The following is a 19,517-nucleotide window of genomic DNA, read 5'->3' as shown; positions in this document are numbered from 1 at the left end:
GTTTGACTGACTACCTATGATGTATCATAGGATTTTTTTATAAAAACTCGAATTAACAGGTACGTTTTGTCTTGTTTAGTTTTCAAAGATCATCTTCGCCGTTCTTAGCGGCTTTAATAATATAACATTTCGCTTCATCTTATGTCAACAACTTTTTTCAAGTTTATTTCCCGAAGCGTTTGTGTTTGTCACTGTGTGTCAGCGACGATTAATAATATATCACGAAAACATTCTGTTGGTCAACGCCTTTTCAGAACTTTTTTTAAAATAGTTTTATCGTGCATTTTAAACCCTTGTCCTGCATACAATCAAGTAACAATCTTGGACAAGGCAGGAGTGTTTGAATTGAGTCGATTATATGTGTTGCCTATTAAACGGCTGAAGCAAGTAGTCATTATTCTTGTAGCAGCCCTTGCAGCTGCAACCTTTTTTTATGTACAAAAGGCACCGCCGCTGTCTGTATTTAAAACAGAACAAGGACCCCGAGCGATTTATAAAGGAGAGACCTCATCAAAACATGCATCCCTTACGTTTAATATTGGCTGGGGAGACGAGAAGGCTGTTCCTATTTTAAATGTCCTCCGAGAGTACGATATAAAGAACGCCACTTTCTTTCTGTCTGCTTCTTGGGCTGAGCGTCACCCGGATATTGTGAAAAGGATTAAAGAGGACGGCCATCAAATTGGCAGCCTTGGCTATGCATATAAAAATTATAGCCAGCTTGAAGAAAACGAAATTAAGCGTGATCTTGTCCGTGCACAAAATACATTCCAAAAGCTTGGACTGGAAGACATTCAATTATTAAGACCGCCAACTGGGCAATTTAATGAAACGGTATTGAAAATTGCAACACAGTATGGCTATACCGTTGTCCATTACAGCATCAATTCTCAAGATTGGCTGAACCCGGGCGTCGACCAGATTGTTCATAATGTAAATGATCGAATGAAAAGCGGAGACATTATTCTCCTTCACGCCTCAGATTCAGCCACCCAAACCGCTCAAGCCTTACCAGCCATTTTAAAACACTTAAAAGACAAGAATTTAAGAAACGTCACGGTTGGCGAGCTTATCTCTAATACAAAAACAAAGTCAACTGAGGTTAAGTAGCTTTTGCTTTTGAAAACCGCGGCATAGCTAATAACTGAAACGCATTACAACCTAATAGCGGAAATAGCATTAAATATAGCCAGTCCTCTTCATTGACTCTAAGCGCCGGAAACCATTCTAACGACGTGATGACGACCATGAGAAACATTGCAGAAATAAAAGTTTTCTTAGAGGACTGCTGCTGTTTAAAATAAGACACGATCAATGCAAACACACCGATAAAAACAGGCAGCCACAAGTATGGAAGAAATGATTCATTCTCCCCGAAAAACAAAAACCGCAAATAAGCTAAATCAAACAGCACGAAAATCACAAGGAATAACTGAATGGTATTCCATAAAGAATGCGACCTGAAAATCTCCAGTGCAAACCGGTGCACCGTCAAAAAGACAACAAACCCCATCTGACTGATTACACTAAAGATCATCCCCACACCAATAAACCAAAATAACACAGACGCAATCTCTAAAATCTCAAACGATACAAACAGCTTCTGATATTTCCCCCACTCCAGCGCAAAACCTACCACGCTTGTAATGACCGCTCCAACAGCCAGCACAGAGAAGAAAAAACGAACTAAATCCCGACTTTTCATTGAAATGACCCAACCCCTATTTTTGTTATGTATAAATTCATGTGAAACATTCATATTAAAAGTAAGACATGTAATGAAAGGAGCCACAGTATGTCAAAAGGCATCTTGCGTATAATGAGCTGTTTTCTTCTTTTATCTCTAACAGCTTGTGCTCCCAAAACCCAATCCTCATCTAATATGGACTATGACGAAACGAAAAAAATGGTCGTCGATATTTTGAAAACAGATGACGGTAAAAAGGCCATTCAACAGTTATTAAATGACGAGGCAATGAATGAAGCTTTGGTAATGGATGAACAAACTGTGAAAAAAACAATAGAGAAAACACTGACTTCTGATAAAGGCAAAGAGTTCTGGAAGAAGGTCTTTGAGGATTCTAAATTTGCCGAGACTTTCGCAAAATCCATGCAGCAACAGCATGAAAAGATGTTAAAACAATTGATGAAGGACCCTGACTATCAACAAATGATGATGGATATTCTCAAGGATCCTGAAATGGAAAAGAAATACGGTGAACTGGTCAAAAGCAAAGAGTTCAGAAAGCACTTAGAGAAAGTCATCACAGAAACATTAAGCAGCCCTCTCTACAAGAAGAAATTCGAAGATGAGCTAAAAAAAGCAGTCTCTGAAAGCAGCAATGATTCCGGTTCACAAGGAAGCGGCAGTTAAACATCACCCGAGTGGCACAAGGTCCACTCGGGCTTTCATTATGCTTTCACTGTTAATTGTTCAATGACTTTATTGGCAATGTGTTGATACACTTCCCCTGTCGGATGACTCGCATCATAGACAGAAGGTGCAAAATCGTCCTCATTCCAATCAGGCTGTCTTAAAGGGATTTGACCAAGAACTGATACACGCAGCTCCTCCGCCAGCTTGTTCCCGCCGCCCTTTCCAAAGACATATTCCTTCTCACCTGTTTTTTTGCTTTCATAGTAACTCATATTCTCAACGACCCCTAGCACCTCGTGATCTGTTTGCAGTGCCATTGCGCCTGCTCTAGCAGCAACGAAAGCCGCTGTTGGATGCGGTGTCGTTACAATGATTTCTTTACAGCTCGGAAGCATCGTATGAATATCAAGTGCCACATCACCTGTTCCAGGCGGAAGGTCTAATAGTAAGTAATCTAATTCTCCCCACTCTACTTCGTGGAAGAAGTTATTTAGCATTTTACCAAGCATCGGTCCTCTCCAAATGACCGGTGCGTTTTCTTCAACAAAAAAGCCCATTGAAATCACTTTGACGCCAAAGCGTTCCACAGGAATAATTTTTTCCCCTTTAACTGTCGGTCTGACGGTGATTCCCATCATATCCGGTACGCTAAAGCCGTAAATATCAGCATCGATTAGTCCCACTTTTTTCCCTAGACGAGCCAGTGCCACAGCCAGGTTAACGGAAACAGTTGATTTCCCAACTCCGCCTTTTCCACTCGCAATCGCTAAGAACACAGGCGGATTTTTAGAGTTGAGCAAATTTTCTTCCTCATCCTGTGACGGCATAAACTTTTCAAGCGTTTCTTGAGGCAGTTCTTCAAAACGAAGTCCTACAGTGTTCGCGCCGGCTGCTTTTAAAGCTTGTACGATGTCTTGCTGCAGCTTCATCTGCTCAGCAGTGCCTGTTTTGGCAATCGCCACTTTTAAGCTCACATGCTCTTTTTCAGGCTTTAGGCTGATTTCCTTGATGGCATCCAGCTCACCAAGCGGTATATGAAGGAAAGGTTCGTCCATCTTCCCAACTAGTTTTCTCACATCATCTTGTCCGATCATAGCAGAACCTCACCCTTTATTGAATTCGTTTACAATCCAAGTATATCATACATATCCTTACAATGTCTGTCCTCTTTGCCTGCGATAAACAGGAAAAAGCCCCTTATTCAGGCGGCTCTTTTTGCTCTGTTAAATATCTGAGAATGCCTTTATAAATCGAAGCAGCAATTTGATCCTGATATTTAGGAGTTGCCAGCTGACCAGCCTCTTTTGGATTCGATAAAAATCCGATTTCGACAAGCGCTCCTGGCTTCGTGACATTTTGCATTAAATAAATCCCGTTGATTCGCTTCGCCTTGCGATCTGTGTTTTCAAGGTTGTTGCGCAATTCATCTTGAATGAACTTCGCTGCTTTTTCATTCTCTTCATACTTTCCGTAAAAGAACGTCTGTGCCCCGCTCCATTTGTTCGATGGAATCGCATTTAAATGAATGCTTAAATAGAGATCCGCTTCAGATTCATTGATGACTTTCACACGGTTTCTCAAATCCTCCGCTTTCTTTCGGGCATAACCCTTTGTATTCTTTGATGATAAATCAGAGTCATCTTCCCGGGTCATGAGAACAAGTGCTCCCTGCTCCTGCAAATAGTCTCTTATCTTCATGGACACATCCAGTGCAATCTCTTTTTCGAGCAACTCGCCGCCAACAGCACCGCCATCTGGACCGCCGTGACCCGGATCTAAATAGATGATCTTGCCGCTCAAAGGCAAGTTCCACGATTTCCACGAATCATCATTTAGAAACTGAAATCTGAATAAGAATAAGAGGACAATAAACCCGATTAAAAACCCTGTCCATTTCAGCTTTCTTTTCATCCCTGTCCCTCCCATACACCATTATTTTATAGATATGGGACAAGGGCTGGAAATATGCTTAGTGCAGGCGAAGCTTATGCCTTTTTTCTGATTCCCGAAAGCCTTCCTGCCACCACTTACTTAAGAATTCCTTCGCAAATGGATACAGACACGACATCTTACGCTCCATTCGGAACATATTCCCCCACGATTGCAAACACCCTGCTAGCTCCTCAACCAGCTCATCTTCTTCATGAACTGACCGCTTTTTTATATCATCGAGGGATTCACCATACTTACTCGACTCACCGTATCTCCCACCTGCTAAAAAAGCCTCAATGGCGAAATCAATACAGCCATCACTCATAATCCCAGCTGGATCATCTGCGAATGGGAACAGCTTCCTCGTGAATTTCTCGGAAGCGACCGTCACCTGTTGAAGAGACAATGTACGCAACAGCTTCTTTTCAAGCGTGACATCTCGTTTTGTTTTTAATTGATAAAATGAAAGAACTTCTGCCATGGACTGAACTCCTTTTTTCTTTGTATTGTTCGTTGGTTTGAACAAAACATGCAGTTCAGTAAATGGAAATCATGAAATAAGTGGTGGAAATGGGACCTTATGATAAAATGAATTTTTATATAGAAAAAAGATAAAGGGGCAAAGTAAATGAAAAAGTGGATGTATATCCTACTACTAATGACAGTCATTCTATCCGCTTGCAGTAGTCAAGCCAGTGAGAAAGAAAGCGACATGAAAGGAATAGAAGACATTTCCTTAAAACAGCTTTCTAAGCACAAAAATTCTTATATTGGAGACAATGGAGCAGTCGGCGCTATTTTATCAGATCTTCCAGGTAACGTGATTCGCGAGTATGAAATCGTAGATGAAAAAGCGCTAAAAGTGACATACGGCGTGAAAGAAAATACCAATGATACAGAAGAACAGTTTGATTCATTTTGGTTTGATAAGAAGGATACCATTGAAAAAAACTACTTATATAATGCATTGGCACTTTTTATTCTTATCGATAACGTGGAGCAAGTGACACTCAAGATGAACGCTAAAGACGAGCCATCCGTCACGTTTAAAAGAAAACAGCTAGAAAAAAAGCTGCCTCACTCTTTTAAAGTGTACAAAGACGATACAGCGCTTTGGCAAAAGGAACTGGTTGATGGAGTTGTGAAGTCAAAAGATAAACGTCAAGATGTATACAAAGCTTTTCCCATCAAGAAATAATAAAAACAGAGGGGCGTCACCCTCTGTTTTTTGATAATTATGTAGTAAAAGCTTGAATCAATCGTTGTCGAAAGTTTTGATCTGCTACTACGGTAAGTATAAATTCATCGAACACTTCCCCCATCCAGTGAGAATTCTCCGCTTTCAGGTCATTGATGAATAGAGAAATCGATATAGTTGATGTATCCGTTTTTCGATATAAAGCAGCAGTGACAACAAACAACGTCGATCCCCCTTTATACCAAATATATTGATCTGTTTCCGTCTTCAATGTTTCTCCCAACACAATTTGGCTAAAAAGACGCTTTTCTTCTGTTGTTAACAGCTCATCCTGTAGACGTTTCATAAAATGTGCATATTGATTCGTTGTAGACCTTGTCATCTTTTGCGTCAGTAAAGATTGAATACGCAAGCTTAACAAGTTCTTTTTCATCAATTTTTCTTCTAACGCCTTTTTATGCTCCGGGTCATTTTTCATGATATGAAAAATCTCAATCATCAGAGATTTGTATTGTTCATCAGTTACATCGCTTATTTGCTTTAATGCATCCTGCTCATAATCAGATACATAGGCTGGCCACAACACCTTGGGTGTCAGCGGCATGAGTTCATCATGTTCTGTAAGACCTGCTTGTTTCATCTGATCATTGATCTTTTTTAAGTCGAGCAAGTCAATCAAATAATCAGTACAAGCATTCGAACTAAATTGCATCATTCCTTTGGCAACATCTAATAAAGTTGCATGCTCAGAAAAATCGTTGACCTCCAGCCAGTATGTGTGAGCACCGCCATCGGTTCTATCAATATAAAACCGCTCTATATCAGACAATGCCACTTTTTCATCTAGCTTGATGTCACCGCTGGATACAGCTTTAACAAAATGAAACAAAACCATTAATTTCATCGTACTTGCAAGTGGTGTTTTTTGATCACCATTCCAATCTAATACCACATCTTCATTTTCAATAATTGTTACTGATACGTCCTTTTTGTTTTTCGTGACAAATGTCAAAAGATCCTCTTTTGTTTTCTTCAAATGTTTCTCCTTTCCCAACCACTTTAGATTCTCATCTTCAATATAACAAATATTTGAAATAAAGACACAAAAAAGAAGGGATTTGTGAATCCCCTCCGTTTGATGATTTTATTCATGAGGCAGTTGCAGCTTCATCCCATCATGCGTAGCTTCAAATCCTAACTTTTCGTAAAAGCGGCGTGCTTCTGGCCTCTGTTTGTCTGTTGTCAGCTGAATCATATGACAGCCGCGGTCACTTGCGCGTTGAATAGCCCGTTTGATCAACAATGTGCCAATTCCTCTTCCTCTATGAGTCGAGGCTGTACGAACTCCTTCTATTGAAGCTCGCCATCCTCCTTCATACGTTAGAAATGGAGTCATTGTTAATTGGAGAACACCGACTACCTCTTCCCGATCACAAGCGACGATTAATTCAATATTGGGATCCGCTTCGATCGAATGAAAGGCATTGAGGTAGCTTTCTAATAATGGACGAGAGTAGCGTTCTCTCTTTTGGCCTAATTTGTCATCTGAAAGCATCAAAACGATGTTGTCGAGGTCTCCTTGGACGGCTTCTCTAAATGTCAATTGATTCAGATTCAATGAACACCCCTCCTATCACGGAATGGAAGCCTTTATTCATTTGCCAAAATACCAATTGATCGCGTTCTTATATAAAATTTTATCCGCTGCTTCCTCATCAAACATCTGTTGAATCAATTCAATATCACCGTATTCAAATGGACGTTTCGCTCTTGTAGATGGAAGGTCTGTACCAAACATCAGTGCATCAGGATTCGTTTGATAAATTGATGTCAACGCATGTTCCACGTTTAAATCAACGCGTCCAAAACCTGTTGCTTTCACTCGAACCCCTTTTTCAACCAGCTTGAGCAAATGCGGCAAACCTTCTTCAGATAAGCCTAGATGATCAATGGAAACGGCCGGCAGCTGTTCAAGCGTTGATGAGATGTCAGGGAGATACTTAGCGTCTATGTAAATCTCACTATGCCACCCAGCCAGCTCATACACCCTTCTCGCAAAATAATCGAGCTTCGAAATATCCTCCGAACCGCCCCGCTTCACATTAAAACGTAAAGCCTTCACCCCATGTTGATCCAAATGAACAATTTCATCATCAGTTGCTGTAAAAGGTAATTGTGTCACACCGCAAAAAGCCGGTCCCATTTCATCTAGTGCTTTCAACAAATAGCCTTGATCAAAACCCTGAAATGAGCCTGACACAATCGCTCCACCTACAATCCCTAAATCAGCCGTCTCTCTCCTATAATCATTCACCACATAACTCGGCGGTGTATACCCTTGGTTTTCTTGAATGGGAAAATCAAAATCAATGATATGAAAATGTGCATCAAAGATCCTCATGCCCGCGCCCCTCTTCTGCTTATTTGACCTGATTATATCAATAGAGAAAGCCAAGGGATATTTGGAATGACGAATTACTTCATATCATGAAAACTTATCAAGTTTTCCATTCCTCTCGTAAGATGGCATAATAAAACTCATCCCACCACTCATTTCCTTGTGGTATACATTTTTTAAAATATCCCTCTCTTCTCATCCCCATTTTCTCCATCACTCTCCATGACGGCACATTTTCAGGCTGACAAGTGGCAATGATTCGATGTAAATTCATTGTGTGAAAACCATGATGTAGGACAGCAAATGCAGCTTCTGATGCATAGCCTTTGTTTTGATATGCAGAATTGAAGACCCAGCCAATTTCATATGTGTGCTCACCAAAGTAAGGATGAAACACGATATGCCCGATGCATGTATGATCTTCTTTTAATAGAACAGCAAAATTCTTGCCCGTCTCAAGACGATTGTTTTTGACAAATTCCTGCGCCTCTTCTTTAGAAAAAACACCTTCTGGCATATACTTCATCACCGCTAGATCAGATGTATATGCATAGACATCCTGCCAATCATCCTCAATAAACGGTCGAATGAGACATCTTTCTGTTATTAGATTCATAAATGCCATCCCCCTTTAACATCATTTTTTAAACAGAAACCTGACTATGATCCTATTTTATATGTTTCCAGACAGAAAAAAACACAAATAAAAAAGCACCAGCAAGATGCTGATGCTTTTCATATAGGGTTTGCCTGTACAAACCCTTGTAAAACGTCCATACAATATAAAATTGATTAACGTTTTGAGAACTGAGGTGCGCGACGTGCGCCTTTAAGACCGTATTTCTTACGCTCTTTCATACGAGAGTCACGAGTAAGAAGTCCAGCACGTTTAAGTGGTGTACGGTACTCAGGATCTACTTCTAGAAGAGCACGAGAGATACCGTGACGAATTGCTCCAGCTTGACCAGAGAATCCACCACCGTGAACATTTACAAGAACATCGTAGCTGTTAGCTGTTTCTGTGATGTTCAAAGGCTGTTTCACGTCTTCGATTAAAGCAGCGAATGGAATGTATTCAGTAATTTCACGATTATTAACGACGATACGGCCTTCACCTGGAACTAAGCGAACGCGCGCTACAGAACTTTTACGACGACCTGTACCGTAATATTGAACCTGTGCCAAATTGTTAACCTCCCTTATAATTAACCGCGAAGTTCGTAAACTTCAGGTTGTTGTGCTTGATGTGGATGCTCAGAACCACGGTACACATTTAATTTTTTGAACATTTGACGACCTAGTGGACCCTTTGGAAGCATACCTTTGATAGCAAGCTCCAACATTTTTTCAGGGTAGTTTGTACGCATCTCAAGAGCAGTTCTTTGTTTCAAACCACCTGGGTGCATCGTATGACGGTAGTAAATTTTGTCCGTCAATTTCTTACCAGTTAATTCGATTTTCTCAGCATTGATGATGATCACGTGATCACCTGTGTCAACGTGTGGTGTATAAGTTGGTTTGTGCTTACCGCGCAAAAGTGATGCTACTTCAGTAGAAAGACGACCTAGAGTCTTGCCTGCCGCATCAACCACTAGCCATTTGCGCTCAATTGTGCTTGCGTTCGCCATTGGTGTTGTACGCATGAGTTTCCCTCCTAAATAAATCAATGAATTTTCCTGAATCAAATGCTACGTTCTATTTCAAAACACAGATAAGTCTTCCGGGGCTTATTTGTGGGGTTGAAATACATACCATATGATATCTTATAACTTTCTGCTTCCTGTGTCAAGAACATGTTACACCTGGTTTAGTTGTCATAGAAAACTTCCCATAAATACAGTCCGTGACTGGGCGCAGTCTTGCCTGCCGCTTCGCGATTTCGGGCGGCAAGCATGGCTTTTATCTCCTCAGGGTGAAATTTACCAGAACCAATTTCAAGTAACGTGCCGGCTATAATTCGCACCATGTTGTATAAAAAGCCATTCCCTCTCACACGCATTTCAAGCCCGTCTGAGACGTTTTTCCACTCAAGGGCATAAATCTCCCTCACCTTGTCCTGAACCTCTGTATTGGACGCACAAAAGCTTGTGAAATCGTGTGTGCCAATCAGGTGCCCAGCAGCTTCTCTCATTTTGTCTGCATCAAGCCGGTAAGGATAATGACAGGCATACTGTCTCGTGAACACATTTTGGTGCGTTTCCGTTGAGACCTTATAACGGTACTCCTTCGAAACGACACTAAAACGTGCATGAAACGATTCATCCACTTCTTCAGCCTTTAGAACACGAATGTCATCTGGCAGCAAGCTGTTGAGGGCAAAAGGCCATCTTTCCATCGGGATGGCAAGCGGGGTGTCAAAATGGATGACCTGCCCCTTTGCGTGAACGCCACTGTCTGTCCGGCCGGAAGCCACAATCGGAATCAGTTCGTCTTGTTTATGCATTCTAGCAAGGGCAGATTCAATCTCCGTTTGTACAGTACGCTGTCCTGGTTGCACTTGATACCCTTTAAAATGTGTCCCATCGTATGATACGGTACATTTTACTTTCATCTAGGCATCACCTAATTTCTAAGCAGCACAAGGAGTGCTGTTAACAGGCTGAATAGAAGCAGCGTGAACGTGTCTTTCATGCCCCAGACAAGCTGACGGTATTTCGTGCGCCCTTCTCCCCCGCGGTAGCCTCTCGCTTCCATAGCGGTCGCCAATTCCTCCGCACGCTTAAACGCACTGACGAAAAGCGGGACAAGCAATGGAACAATCGCTTTCAAACGATCTTTCACGGGTCCGCTTGTAAAATCAACACCTCTTGCCATTTGGGCTTTCATGATTTTGTCTGTTTCTTCGAGTAAAGTCGGAATAAATCGAAGAGAGATAGACATCATAAGAGCAAGTTCATGAACAGGTAGCTTGATTTTACGGAAAGGATGCAGCAGCTTCTCCATACCGTCTGTCACTTCAATAGGCGTTGTGGTCAACGTCAGAAGTGTTGTCATCATGATGAGATAGACAAAACGGAGTGAAATGAAAATCCCCTGTTTTAGACCTTCTTCATAAATATTCAGAAAACCAAAGTGAAAGAGCAAAGCGCCATCCTTTGTCATGAAGATATGCAGGATAAAGGTAAACAGAACAATCCACAGGATGGGTTTCATTCCTTTGAGAATAAAGTACAGCGGCACCTGAGACACCATCACCACAAGGATCGTAAAGACCCCTAAAAGCCCGTAAGTGATGTAGTTATTCGCAAAAAAGACAATAAAGACAAAAAAGAAAATTGATAACAGCTTTGTCCTTGGATCAAGACGATGGACAAAGGATGTACCTGGCACATATTTGCCGATAATCATACTATCCATCATGATGTCGTGTCCTCCTGATATAAAGCTGTTAAGGCTTCTGCCATTTCATCCATGGTCAGAAGCGGTCTTGGAAACGTCATCCCCAGCTTTTCTTCGACAGCCTGCTGGAATTTGATCGTTTCCGGGAGGTCCAGTCCGAAAGAAGACATGTCGGTACGATTGGCAAATAGCTCCCTCGGCGTACCTGTCGCCTTTACTGTTCCTTTGTGCATCACAATCATTTGATCCGCATAATGAGCGGCATCTTCCATACTGTGTGTCACAAGGATCGTCGTCAGGTTGGCTTTTTGATGAAGCTCATAAAACATGTCCATGATTTCTTTACGTCCGCGTGGATCTAATCCCGCAGTCGGCTCATCAAGCACAAGCACTTCTGGCTCCATTGCTAGAACACCTGCAATCGCCACACGTCTCATTTGACCACCGCTTAATTCAAAGGGTGATCGAGATAACAAGGATTCAGGAAGGCCTACAAGCTTCAGCATTTCTTTAGCCTTAGCTTCTGCCTTTTCTTTTGGAACGCCGAAATTCATCGGACCAAAGCAGATATCCTTCAGAATGGTCTCCTCAAAGAGCTGATGTTCAGGAAATTGAAACACGATACCTACTTTTTTTCGAAGAGATTTCAGTTCCTTCTGCTTTTTATTGGCTTGTAAGACCGTATCTCCAAGCGCAATGCTCCCCTTTGTTGGTTTGAGCAGTCCATTTAAATGTTGCAGCAATGTCGACTTGCCGGAACCCGTATGACCGATGACAGCAACATAGCTGCCTTCTTTGATGGAAGCATTGACATCATACAAAGCGAGACGCTCAAACGGCGTTTTCATTTGATAACGATGCTCTAATTCTTTGATCGTAATGTCCATAGCTCTTTCACCAATCCTTCTTGTGTCAAATGGGCATTTGCAAGCGGCACACCTTGCTGCTTCAATTGCTTACTCAACCGGTAGGAAAATGGCAGATCAAGTCCAATCTGAACCAGCTGTTCATCTAGTTCAAATACTTCCTCTGGTGTTCCCTCGGCAAATTTCTTCCCGCCATTCATCACAATAACGCGGTCTGCCTTCGCAGCTTCGTCTAAATCATGTGTGATGGAAATGACCGTGACCGTTCCTTGTTCCTTCAGCAGTCTGACGGTTTCTAACACTTCTTCACGGCCAATCGGATCAAGCATTGATGTTGCTTCATCCAAGATCATGATGTCAGGGCTTGCGGCAAGTACACCTGCGATTGCTACTCTCTGCTTTTGCCCGCCTGATAGATGGTGCGGCTCTTGATCAAGAAACTCCTGCATATTGACCTGTTTGACAGCCCAATCTACACGCTCTATCATCAATTCCCGCTCAACCCCGTTATTTTCTAAACCAAAAGCCACATCATCACGAACCGTCGAGCCAACAAATTGGTTGTCTGGGTTTTGAAAGACCATGCCGACCTTTTTGCGAATATCCCAAACACTTTCTTCTTTCAGCTCAATCTCACCAACCTTGACCGTTCCTGCATCCGGTAAAATGAGCCCATTCAGTACACGGGCAAGTGTGGATTTACCTGAACCGTTGTGGCCAACAATGGCAAGCCATTCATTTTGATTCACATGCAATGACACTTGGTCTAAAGCGGGCTTGTCCGCATCTTTGTGATAACGAAATACAATGTCTTTTACGTCAATTAATGTCTTCTCCATCTCTACCGGACCTCCTCTCAGCTCAACCTCTACTTTGCCTATTGCTAAAAAGCCGTAGTATCTAAAAAAGGGCATAGATCCAGTTATGAACTGTCCCGCCCTTTCTTAGATACACGATATGTGATTAAACTAATTCAATGACAGCCATTGGTGCGCCATCGCCGCGACGAGGTCCAAGCTTCATGATACGAGTGTATCCACCTTGGCGATCTTCGTAGCGAGTTGCAACGTCAGCGAATAATTTTTGAAGTGCATCTTGGTTTGTTTCAGCGTTAGCTACTTCGTTACGAATGTAAGCTGCAGCTTGACGGCGAGCATGAAGATCTCCGCGTTTGCCAAGAGTGATCATTTTTTCAACTACAGAGCGAAGTTCTTTCGCACGTGTTTCAGTTGTTTCGATGCGTTCGTTGATGATCAAATCAGTCGTTAGGTCACGAAGCATTGCTTTACGTTGTGCACTAGTGCGTCCTAGCTTTCTGTATGCCATGTGATGTCCCCTCCTTAATTAGAGATGCTGTATGAATAAAAAACACACGAAAATCCTAGTTCACAATGAAACTAGTCAATCGTCTTTACGAAGACCCAGTCCAAGTTCTTCTAGTTTCGCTTTCACTTCTTCAAGAGATTTACGTCCAAGGTTACGAACTTTCATCATATCCTCTTCTGTCTTGTTAGCAAGCTCTTGAACAGTGTTAATACCCGCACGCTTCAAACAGTTGTAAGAACGAACAGAAAGATCAAGCTCTTCAATTGTCATTTCAAGCACTTTTTCTTTTTGGTCTTCTTCTTTTTCAACCATGATTTCTGCATGCTGAGCTTCGTCAGTTAACCCAACGAAAATATTTAGGTGTTCAGTTAAAATCTTAGAACCTAGAGCGATCGCTTCTTTCGGTCCTGTGCTTCCATCAGTCCATACATCTAGTGTTAATTTATCATAGTTTGTGATTTGCCCAACACGGGTGTTCTCCACTTGATAAGTTACACGAGATACAGGTGTATAGATTGAGTCGATCGGAATCACGCCGATAGGCTGATCGTCTCTTTTGTTTGCATCAGCAGGATTATACCCGCGACCTCTTTGTGCAGTCAAACGAACACGGAAGCTCGCATTTTTGCCAAGAGTTGCGATGTGAAGATCTGGATTTAAGATTTCAATATCGCTGTCGTGTGTAATATCAGCAGCTGTTACAGTTCCTTCATCTTGTACATCAATTTCAAGCGTCTTCTCTTCTTCAGAGTAGATTTTGAGTGCAAGCTTTTTAATGTTTAAGATAATCGTTGTAACATCTTCAACCACGCCTTCGATCGTTGAGAATTCGTGTAAGACACCATCTATCTGGATCGATGTTACAGCTGCACCAGGAAGTGAGGATAAAAGGATACGACGAAGGGAGTTCCCTAAAGTGGTACCATATCCACGCTCAAGTGGCTCTACGACAAACTTGCCATACTTGGCATCGTCGCTGATTTCAACCGTTTCGATTTTTGGTTTTTCAATTTCGATCATCTAATAAAACCCTCCTTCAAAACGTCGAAACCTCGAATAGAATCATATGAGATTCCATCCGAAATTCCTCATTGTTTAGTCCCGTATGTGCTCAGGCAACGAGTCGTGTATTCGTCTCATAAATAACTGTATCATAACCCATTATTGACAGGGACACAAAATCTATACAAACAAATTACACGCGGCGACGTTTTGGTGGACGGCATCCGTTATGAGGAACTGGAGTTACGTCTCTGATTGCAGTAACTTCAAGACCTGCAGCTTGAAGCGCACGAATTGCAGCTTCACGACCAGAACCAGGACCTTTAACAGTTACTTCAAGTGTTTTAAGACCATGTTCGATAGAACCTTTAGCAGCAGTTTCAGCAGCCATTTGTGCAGCGAAAGGAGTAGATTTACGAGAACCTCTGAATCCTAATGCACCAGCACTTGACCAAGAAATTGCGTTTCCATGAACATCAGTAATCGTTACAATCGTGTTGTTGAAAGTGGAACGGATATGAGCGATTCCAGCTTCAATATTCTTTTTCACGCGACGTTTACGCGTATTTTGTTTACGAGCAGCAGCCATTCTTTAACTACCTCCTTTACTTATTTTTTCTTGTTAGCTACAGTACGACGCGGACCTTTACGAGTGCGCGCGTTGTTTTTTGTGTTTTGTCCACGAACAGGAAGTCCTCTACGATGACGGATTCCGCGGTAGCTTCCGATTTCAATTAGACGCTTAATGTTAAGTGAAACTTCACGACGAAGGTCACCTTCTACTTTAAGTTTGTCAATGATATCACGGATTTTACCTAGTTCGTCTTCAGTTAGATCGCGAACGCGAGTGTCTTCAGAAACACCTGCTTCTTTAAGGACTTGTTGAGCCGTCGTACGACCAATTCCAAAAACATATGTTAAAGAAATGACAACACGCTTATCACGTGGAATATCTACACCAGCAATACGAGCCATGATTTGGGCACCTCCTTGTTATTAGCCTTGTTTTTGTTTATGTTTTGGGTTTTCACAGATCACCATTACTTTTCCTTTTCTGCGAATCACTTTACATTTTTCACAGATAGGTTTAACAGATGGTCTCACTTTCATGTGTTTCCAACCTCCTTCTTCCGGAGTTGCTTTATTTGTAACGGTACGTAATTCTACCACGAGTTAAGTCATATGGAGATAATTCTACCGTAACTTTGTCTCCAGGTAAAATGCGAATGAAGTGCATACGGATTTTTCCTGATACATGAGCCAAAACTGTATGACCATTCTCTAGTTCAACTTTGAACATTGCATTTGGCAAAGTTTCTGCTACAGTACCTTCCACTTCAATTACATCGTCTTTCGCCATTCAAGTGTTCTCCCTTCTTCAAATCAGTAACTTGCTCTCTGATAAATGTCCAAATGAGATGTTCTCAATTGTCCATCTATCACCCGACCTGTTTTGAATATACTGTTCTGAACTTCCGGAGATACGCAATCATAAAAGGTTAAATGATTGATATTTTTTCTTAGGAGAATGAATTTACGCTTTTCTCCGTCTGCGATTAGTACATGGCAGCCATCGAACACGCCGATGACAACTGTATACTGATCTTGTTCTTTCCTTGGACTATACAGACAACCTGCCCGATTTGGGCCTGAAAGGCTTCAGTGAAGACCTAAATCTTAGTCAGTATATCAAAACCTGTATCTGTAATCGCAATCGTATGCTCAAAGTGAGCACACTTTTTCCCATCAACCGTTACAACCGTCCAGTTATCAGCCAGTGTTTTCACATATCGGCTGCCTGCGTTCACCATCGGTTCGATGGCCAACACCATTCCAGGTTTGAGCCGTGGGCCTTTGTTCGGCGGACCATAATGAGGAATTTGAGGGTCCTCATGAAGATCCTGTCCGACCCCATGTCCAACATATTCTCTAACAACTGAGAAATTCTCATCTTCAACATACGTTTGTATGGCATGGGAAATGTTTGACAGACGTTCACCTGGCTTTGCTTCCTGTAAGCCCTTATATAGAGATTCCTCTGTGACTTCCAGTAGTTTGCGGTCCTCATCACTGATTACCCCAACTGGATAAGTCCAAGCAGAGTCACCATGATAGCCATTTAACTTTGCGCCGATATCGATACTAATGATGTCTCCATCACGTAAAACCCGTTTACCAGGAATACCGTGAACGAGTTCTTCATTCACCGAAACGCAAATGCTCCCGCGAAAACCATTATACCCTTTAAAAGATGGGATTGCACCCTGCTTTGTAATAAAACGTTCGGCAATTTGATCCAATTCTTTTGTCGAAATACCTGGTTTTATGTGTTTCTTCAGCTCTTCATGAGTCAGTGCGACAATGCGTCCAGCTTCTCTCATAATCTCAAGCTCGCGAGGAGTTTTACAGATAATCATTTATTTAATCCCCCAAGCAGGTCCTTAATATCAGCGTAAACATCGTTAATGTGCTTCGCACCATCAATGTTTGCAAGATATCCTTTTTCTGAATAGAAATTCAGTAAAGGTTCAGTCTGCTTTAAGTTCACTTCAAGTCTTGTCGAAACGGTTTCTGCATTATCATCTGCACGTTGATAAAGCTCGCCTCCACACTTGTCACAAACATTTTCTTTCGCAGGTGGATTGAATACTAAATGATATGTTGCTCCGCAATCTTTGCAAATTCTTCGGCCAGTCAGACGCTCCATCAAAGCATCTTTATCGACTTTAATATTAATGACATAATCAATCGTTCTGCCAAGGTCCTTTAGAATGTCTTCTAAAGCTTCAGCCTGAGCGACAGTTCGCGGAAATCCGTCCAGAAGAAAACCTTGTTCACAATCATTCTTGCCAAGTCTTTCTCTAACAATACCGATTGTGACCTCATCAGGAACAAGCTCTCCTTTATCGATAAAGGATTTTGCTTCGAGTCCAAGTTGTGTCTCCTCTTTCATAGCAGCACGGAACATATCTCCTGTTGAGATATGAGGGATCCCATAATCATCAACAATTCGTTCTGCCTGAGTGCCTTTACCAGCACCCGGAAGCCCCATTAAGACTAAGTTCATTTCGGATTTCCCCTTCCTTACTTAGAGAGGTTGGGCAGCAGCCCAGCCCTCTGTTTTATTTCATAAATCCACGGTAGTTTCGTTTCACTAATTGGCTTTCAAGCTGTTTCATTGTTTCAAGTGCAACACCTACAACAATGAGAAGACTTGTGCCGCCAATTTGTGCAGCGGAAGGTAATCCAGCGAATTGAATGAAAAAGATAGGAAGTATTGAAATCACGGCTAAGAAAATGGCGCCCACAAACGTGAGTCGGTACAAAATGCTCGTAATTCTATCTTGAGTCATTTTCCCTGGACGAACTCCCGGGATATAGCCACCCTGCTTTTGCAGATTTTCAGCCATTTGTTCAGGGTTTACTTGGACAAAGGCATAAAAATATGTGAAAGCAACAATCAGTGCTACATAAATCGTCATACCGATTGGCTTAGTATAGTCAAAGTTGTTAGTTATCCAGGTTGTCACATTATTTGTTCCGAAGAACGATGCGATCGTCTGCGGAGTAATAATGAACGAAACGGCAAAGATGACTGGAATCACCCCTGCTGGATTCACTTTCAATGGAAGGTGCGTTGCTTGACTAGCAGACATTTGTGCACGGCCAGTTCCTTTTGAATATTGAATCGCAATCTTTCTCACTGCCATTTGAATGTAAATAACACCGATAACAATGACAAGAATAGCAATCACAATAAGGGCAATTTTCAGGATTTGCATGAACAGCTGTCCATCTCCACCTACAAATTGCTGAGCGTACACTTGCTTTAATGTTTGAGGGATACCTGCGATGATACCGGCAAAGATAATAATCGAAATACCGTTACCAACACCGTGAGCAGTAATCTGCTCTCCCAGCCACATTAAAAATGCTGTTCCCGCAGTGAGTACGACCGCAATTAAGAGATACGTTGAAACACCTGGGTTTTCAATCAGCATGCCTCCTGCCATATTGTTAAATCCATATGACATTCCTAACGCCTGGATAAATCCTAGAACAATTGTAAAATACCTTGTGAATTGTGCTAATTTTCGGCGGCCAACCTCTCCTTGCTTTGACCACTCAGTAAACTTCGGAACAACATCCATCTGCAAGAGCTGGATGATGATCGAAGCAGTGATATACGGCATAATCCCCATTGCAAGAATGGAGAATTGGAAAAGTGCCCCGCCCCCAAACGTGTTGAGGATTCCGAAAACACTCATTTGATCCTGTGCCTGGAGAACTTCGGCGTTCACATTAGGCACAGGGATGAAAGCACCTATACGAAAGACGACTAACATTAAAAGTGTAAATATAATCTTATTCCGTATATCTTTCACGCGCATAAAATTGGAGATTGTCTTAAACAAGTTAGATCACCTCGGCTGTACCGCCAGCAGCTTCAATCGCTTCTTTAGCAGAAGCAGAGAATTTATTGGCTTTTACAGTTAATTTTTTTTCTAATTTACCGTTGCCAAGAATTTTTACTCCTGCTTTTAACTTGCTTATTGCACCAGTCTCTAGAAGAAGTTCAGGAGTGACTTCCGTTCCTTCGTCAAAACTGTTTAATCTGTCTAAGTTGATTACCGCGTAATCTTTACGGTTGATGTTTGTAAAACCACGTTTTGGAAGGCGTTGGAATAAAGGCATTTGACCACCTTCGAATCCAGGGCGTACACCGCCGCCAGAACGAGCGTTTTGACCTTTATGACCTTTACCAGAAGTTTTACCGTTACCTGATCCAATACCACGACCAACACGGTTGCGTACTTTACGTGAACCTTCTGAAGGCTTCAATTCATGAAGTTTCATTTGGGCACCTCCTTATCGATTAAAAATGTTTTATTGTTCTTTAACAGAAACTAAATGAGACACCTTGTTAATCATGCCGCGGATCGCTGCATTGTCTTCATGTACGACTGTTTGGTTTGTTTTCTTTAGACCAAGAGTACGAACAGTGACACGCTGATCTTCTGGGCGACCGATTACACTGCGTTTGAGGGTAATTTCTAATTTATTTGCCATTATTGTTCC

General features: G+C 41.9%; 28 protein-coding genes. 3 read left to right on the top strand and 25 right to left on the bottom strand.

The window, feature by feature from the left end:
* Positions 1–345: 345 nt before the first annotated feature.
* A complete protein-coding gene (gene pdaB, locus ACTJKA_RS17900; RefSeq protein ID WP_017366469.1) occupies positions 346–1,110 on the top strand; it encodes a polysaccharide deacetylase family sporulation protein PdaB in 765 nt (254 codons plus the stop codon).
* Here pdaB and ACTJKA_RS17895 read toward each other — a convergent pair.
* Entirely contained in the window at positions 1,103–1,705 is a 603-nt protein-coding gene (locus ACTJKA_RS17895) for a KinB-signaling pathway activation protein (protein ID WP_008345196.1), read from the bottom strand. The two genes, pdaB and ACTJKA_RS17895, sit on opposite strands and share 8 nt — an antisense overlap.
* Positions 1,706–1,795: 90 nt before the next feature.
* On the opposite strand from ACTJKA_RS17895, the gene gerD reads away from it, so the two are divergent.
* Positions 1,796–2,374 (top strand): spore germination lipoprotein GerD, encoded by a 579-nt coding sequence (gene gerD, locus ACTJKA_RS17890; protein ID WP_007496366.1) that lies wholly within the window; start codon positions 1,796–1,798, stop codon positions 2,372–2,374.
* 38 nt (positions 2,375–2,412) lie between these two features.
* Here the strand turns inward: gerD and ACTJKA_RS17885 are convergent, their stop codons facing one another.
* The 3 genes from ACTJKA_RS17885 to ACTJKA_RS17875 form a co-directional block, all read right to left on the bottom strand.
* The gene (locus ACTJKA_RS17885; protein ID WP_129548040.1) at positions 2,413–3,471 is read right to left on the bottom strand and encodes an Mrp/NBP35 family ATP-binding protein; all 1,059 of its coding nucleotides are present in this window, start codon (positions 3,469–3,471) and stop codon (positions 2,413–2,415) included.
* 103 nt (positions 3,472–3,574) lie between these two features.
* Positions 3,575–4,288, bottom strand: coding sequence for an N-acetylmuramoyl-L-alanine amidase CwlD (gene cwlD / locus ACTJKA_RS17880; protein ID WP_017359175.1), 714 nt, complete (start codon positions 4,286–4,288; stop codon positions 3,575–3,577).
* Positions 4,289–4,346: 58 nt separating this feature from the next.
* Complete coding sequence (locus ACTJKA_RS17875; RefSeq protein ID WP_440607873.1) at positions 4,347–4,790, bottom strand: YbaK family protein; 444 nt, start codon at positions 4,788–4,790, stop codon at positions 4,347–4,349.
* 147 nt (positions 4,791–4,937) lie between these two features.
* Here ACTJKA_RS17875 and ACTJKA_RS17870 point away from each other — a divergent pair, with 147 nt between their 5' ends.
* Positions 4,938–5,507 carry a DUF4825 domain-containing protein gene (locus ACTJKA_RS17870; RefSeq protein WP_129548039.1) on the top strand — a complete coding sequence of 190 codons (570 nt, stop codon included), beginning with the start codon at positions 4,938–4,940 and terminating at the stop codon, positions 5,505–5,507.
* Between the two features lie 37 nt (positions 5,508–5,544).
* On the opposite strand, the gene ACTJKA_RS17865 is transcribed toward ACTJKA_RS17870, so the two are convergent.
* The 21 genes from ACTJKA_RS17865 to rpmD all read right to left on the bottom strand — a co-directional run bounded on the left by ACTJKA_RS17865 (position 5,545) and on the right by rpmD (position 19,508).
* Entirely contained in the window at positions 5,545–6,543 is a 999-nt protein-coding gene (locus tag ACTJKA_RS17865; RefSeq protein WP_440607872.1) for a serine hydrolase, read from the bottom strand.
* Positions 6,544–6,651: 108 nt separating this feature from the next.
* The gene (locus tag ACTJKA_RS17860; RefSeq protein ID WP_129548037.1) at positions 6,652–7,125 is read right to left on the bottom strand and encodes a GNAT family N-acetyltransferase; all 474 of its coding nucleotides are present in this window, start codon (positions 7,123–7,125) and stop codon (positions 6,652–6,654) included.
* A gap of 36 nt (positions 7,126–7,161) precedes the next feature.
* On the bottom strand, positions 7,162–7,908 hold the full coding sequence (locus ACTJKA_RS17855; RefSeq protein ID WP_129548036.1) for an amidohydrolase family protein: 747 nt from the start codon (positions 7,906–7,908) through the stop codon (positions 7,162–7,164).
* A gap of 97 nt (positions 7,909–8,005) precedes the next feature.
* Positions 8,006–8,521 (bottom strand): GNAT family N-acetyltransferase, encoded by a 516-nt coding sequence (locus tag ACTJKA_RS17850; protein ID WP_129548035.1) that lies wholly within the window; start codon positions 8,519–8,521, stop codon positions 8,006–8,008.
* Between the two features lie 176 nt (positions 8,522–8,697).
* Positions 8,698–9,090: a 30S ribosomal protein S9 gene (rpsI, locus tag ACTJKA_RS17845; protein ID WP_007496354.1), complete on the bottom strand. Its 393-nt coding sequence runs from the start codon at positions 9,088–9,090 to the stop codon at positions 8,698–8,700.
* A 20-nt stretch (positions 9,091–9,110) separates the two neighbouring features.
* Complete coding sequence (rplM, locus tag ACTJKA_RS17840) at positions 9,111–9,548, bottom strand: 50S ribosomal protein L13 (protein ID WP_003217042.1); 438 nt, start codon at positions 9,546–9,548, stop codon at positions 9,111–9,113.
* 164 nt (positions 9,549–9,712) lie between these two features.
* Entirely contained in the window at positions 9,713–10,456 is a 744-nt protein-coding gene (truA, locus tag ACTJKA_RS17835) for a tRNA pseudouridine(38-40) synthase TruA (RefSeq protein WP_440607871.1), read from the bottom strand.
* Between the two features lie 11 nt (positions 10,457–10,467).
* The gene (locus tag ACTJKA_RS17830; protein ID WP_017359167.1) at positions 10,468–11,265 is read right to left on the bottom strand and encodes an energy-coupling factor transporter transmembrane component T family protein; all 798 of its coding nucleotides are present in this window, start codon (positions 11,263–11,265) and stop codon (positions 10,468–10,470) included.
* Positions 11,262–12,131 (bottom strand): energy-coupling factor ABC transporter ATP-binding protein, encoded by an 870-nt coding sequence (locus ACTJKA_RS17825; protein WP_007496346.1) that lies wholly within the window; start codon positions 12,129–12,131, stop codon positions 11,262–11,264. The genes ACTJKA_RS17830 and ACTJKA_RS17825 overlap by 4 nt, the downstream gene beginning before the upstream one ends.
* Positions 12,107–12,949: an energy-coupling factor ABC transporter ATP-binding protein gene (locus ACTJKA_RS17820; protein WP_008345218.1), complete on the bottom strand. Its 843-nt coding sequence runs from the start codon at positions 12,947–12,949 to the stop codon at positions 12,107–12,109. Before ACTJKA_RS17820 ends, ACTJKA_RS17825 begins: the two co-directional genes overlap by 25 nt.
* Before the next feature lie 124 nt (positions 12,950–13,073).
* The gene (gene rplQ, locus ACTJKA_RS17815) at positions 13,074–13,436 is read right to left on the bottom strand and encodes a 50S ribosomal protein L17 (RefSeq protein ID WP_003216944.1); all 363 of its coding nucleotides are present in this window, start codon (positions 13,434–13,436) and stop codon (positions 13,074–13,076) included.
* A 75-nt stretch (positions 13,437–13,511) separates the two neighbouring features.
* Positions 13,512–14,456, bottom strand: coding sequence for a DNA-directed RNA polymerase subunit alpha (locus ACTJKA_RS17810; RefSeq protein WP_003217009.1), 945 nt, complete (start codon positions 14,454–14,456; stop codon positions 13,512–13,514).
* A gap of 175 nt (positions 14,457–14,631) precedes the next feature.
* Entirely contained in the window at positions 14,632–15,027 is a 396-nt protein-coding gene (rpsK, locus tag ACTJKA_RS17805; RefSeq protein ID WP_003217231.1) for a 30S ribosomal protein S11, read from the bottom strand.
* Between the two features lie 20 nt (positions 15,028–15,047).
* Positions 15,048–15,413, bottom strand: a complete 366-nt coding sequence (gene rpsM, locus ACTJKA_RS17800) for a 30S ribosomal protein S13 (RefSeq protein WP_003217023.1) — start codon at positions 15,411–15,413, stop codon at positions 15,048–15,050.
* A gap of 21 nt (positions 15,414–15,434) precedes the next feature.
* Positions 15,435–15,548, bottom strand: coding sequence for a 50S ribosomal protein L36 (gene rpmJ / locus ACTJKA_RS17795; protein WP_003156543.1), 114 nt, complete (start codon positions 15,546–15,548; stop codon positions 15,435–15,437).
* Between the two features lie 31 nt (positions 15,549–15,579).
* Entirely contained in the window at positions 15,580–15,798 is a 219-nt protein-coding gene (gene infA / locus ACTJKA_RS17790) for a translation initiation factor IF-1 (RefSeq protein WP_003217190.1), read from the bottom strand.
* Between the two features lie 310 nt (positions 15,799–16,108).
* The gene (gene map / locus ACTJKA_RS17785) at positions 16,109–16,855 is read right to left on the bottom strand and encodes a type I methionyl aminopeptidase (RefSeq protein ID WP_017359166.1); all 747 of its coding nucleotides are present in this window, start codon (positions 16,853–16,855) and stop codon (positions 16,109–16,111) included.
* On the bottom strand, positions 16,852–17,505 hold the full coding sequence (locus ACTJKA_RS17780; RefSeq protein WP_007496336.1) for an adenylate kinase: 654 nt from the start codon (positions 17,503–17,505) through the stop codon (positions 16,852–16,854). The genes map and ACTJKA_RS17780 overlap by 4 nt, the downstream gene beginning before the upstream one ends.
* A 55-nt stretch (positions 17,506–17,560) precedes the next feature.
* Positions 17,561–18,853: a preprotein translocase subunit SecY gene (secY, locus tag ACTJKA_RS17775; RefSeq protein ID WP_007496334.1), complete on the bottom strand. Its 1,293-nt coding sequence runs from the start codon at positions 18,851–18,853 to the stop codon at positions 17,561–17,563.
* 1 nt (position 18,854) lies between these two features.
* Positions 18,855–19,295, bottom strand: coding sequence for a 50S ribosomal protein L15 (gene rplO, locus ACTJKA_RS17770; protein ID WP_003216888.1), 441 nt, complete (start codon positions 19,293–19,295; stop codon positions 18,855–18,857).
* 30 nt (positions 19,296–19,325) lie between these two features.
* Positions 19,326–19,508, bottom strand: coding sequence for a 50S ribosomal protein L30 (gene rpmD / locus ACTJKA_RS17765; RefSeq protein ID WP_003217067.1), 183 nt, complete (start codon positions 19,506–19,508; stop codon positions 19,326–19,328).
* Between the last annotated feature and the right edge of the window lie 9 nt (positions 19,509–19,517).

The organism is Bacillus sp. 22190 (genome assembly GCF_052045575.1).
GTDB classification, from domain to species: Bacteria; Bacillota; Bacilli; order Bacillales; family Bacillaceae; genus Bacillus; species Bacillus altitudinis.
This window is presented reverse-complemented; position numbering and strand designations above follow the sequence as displayed.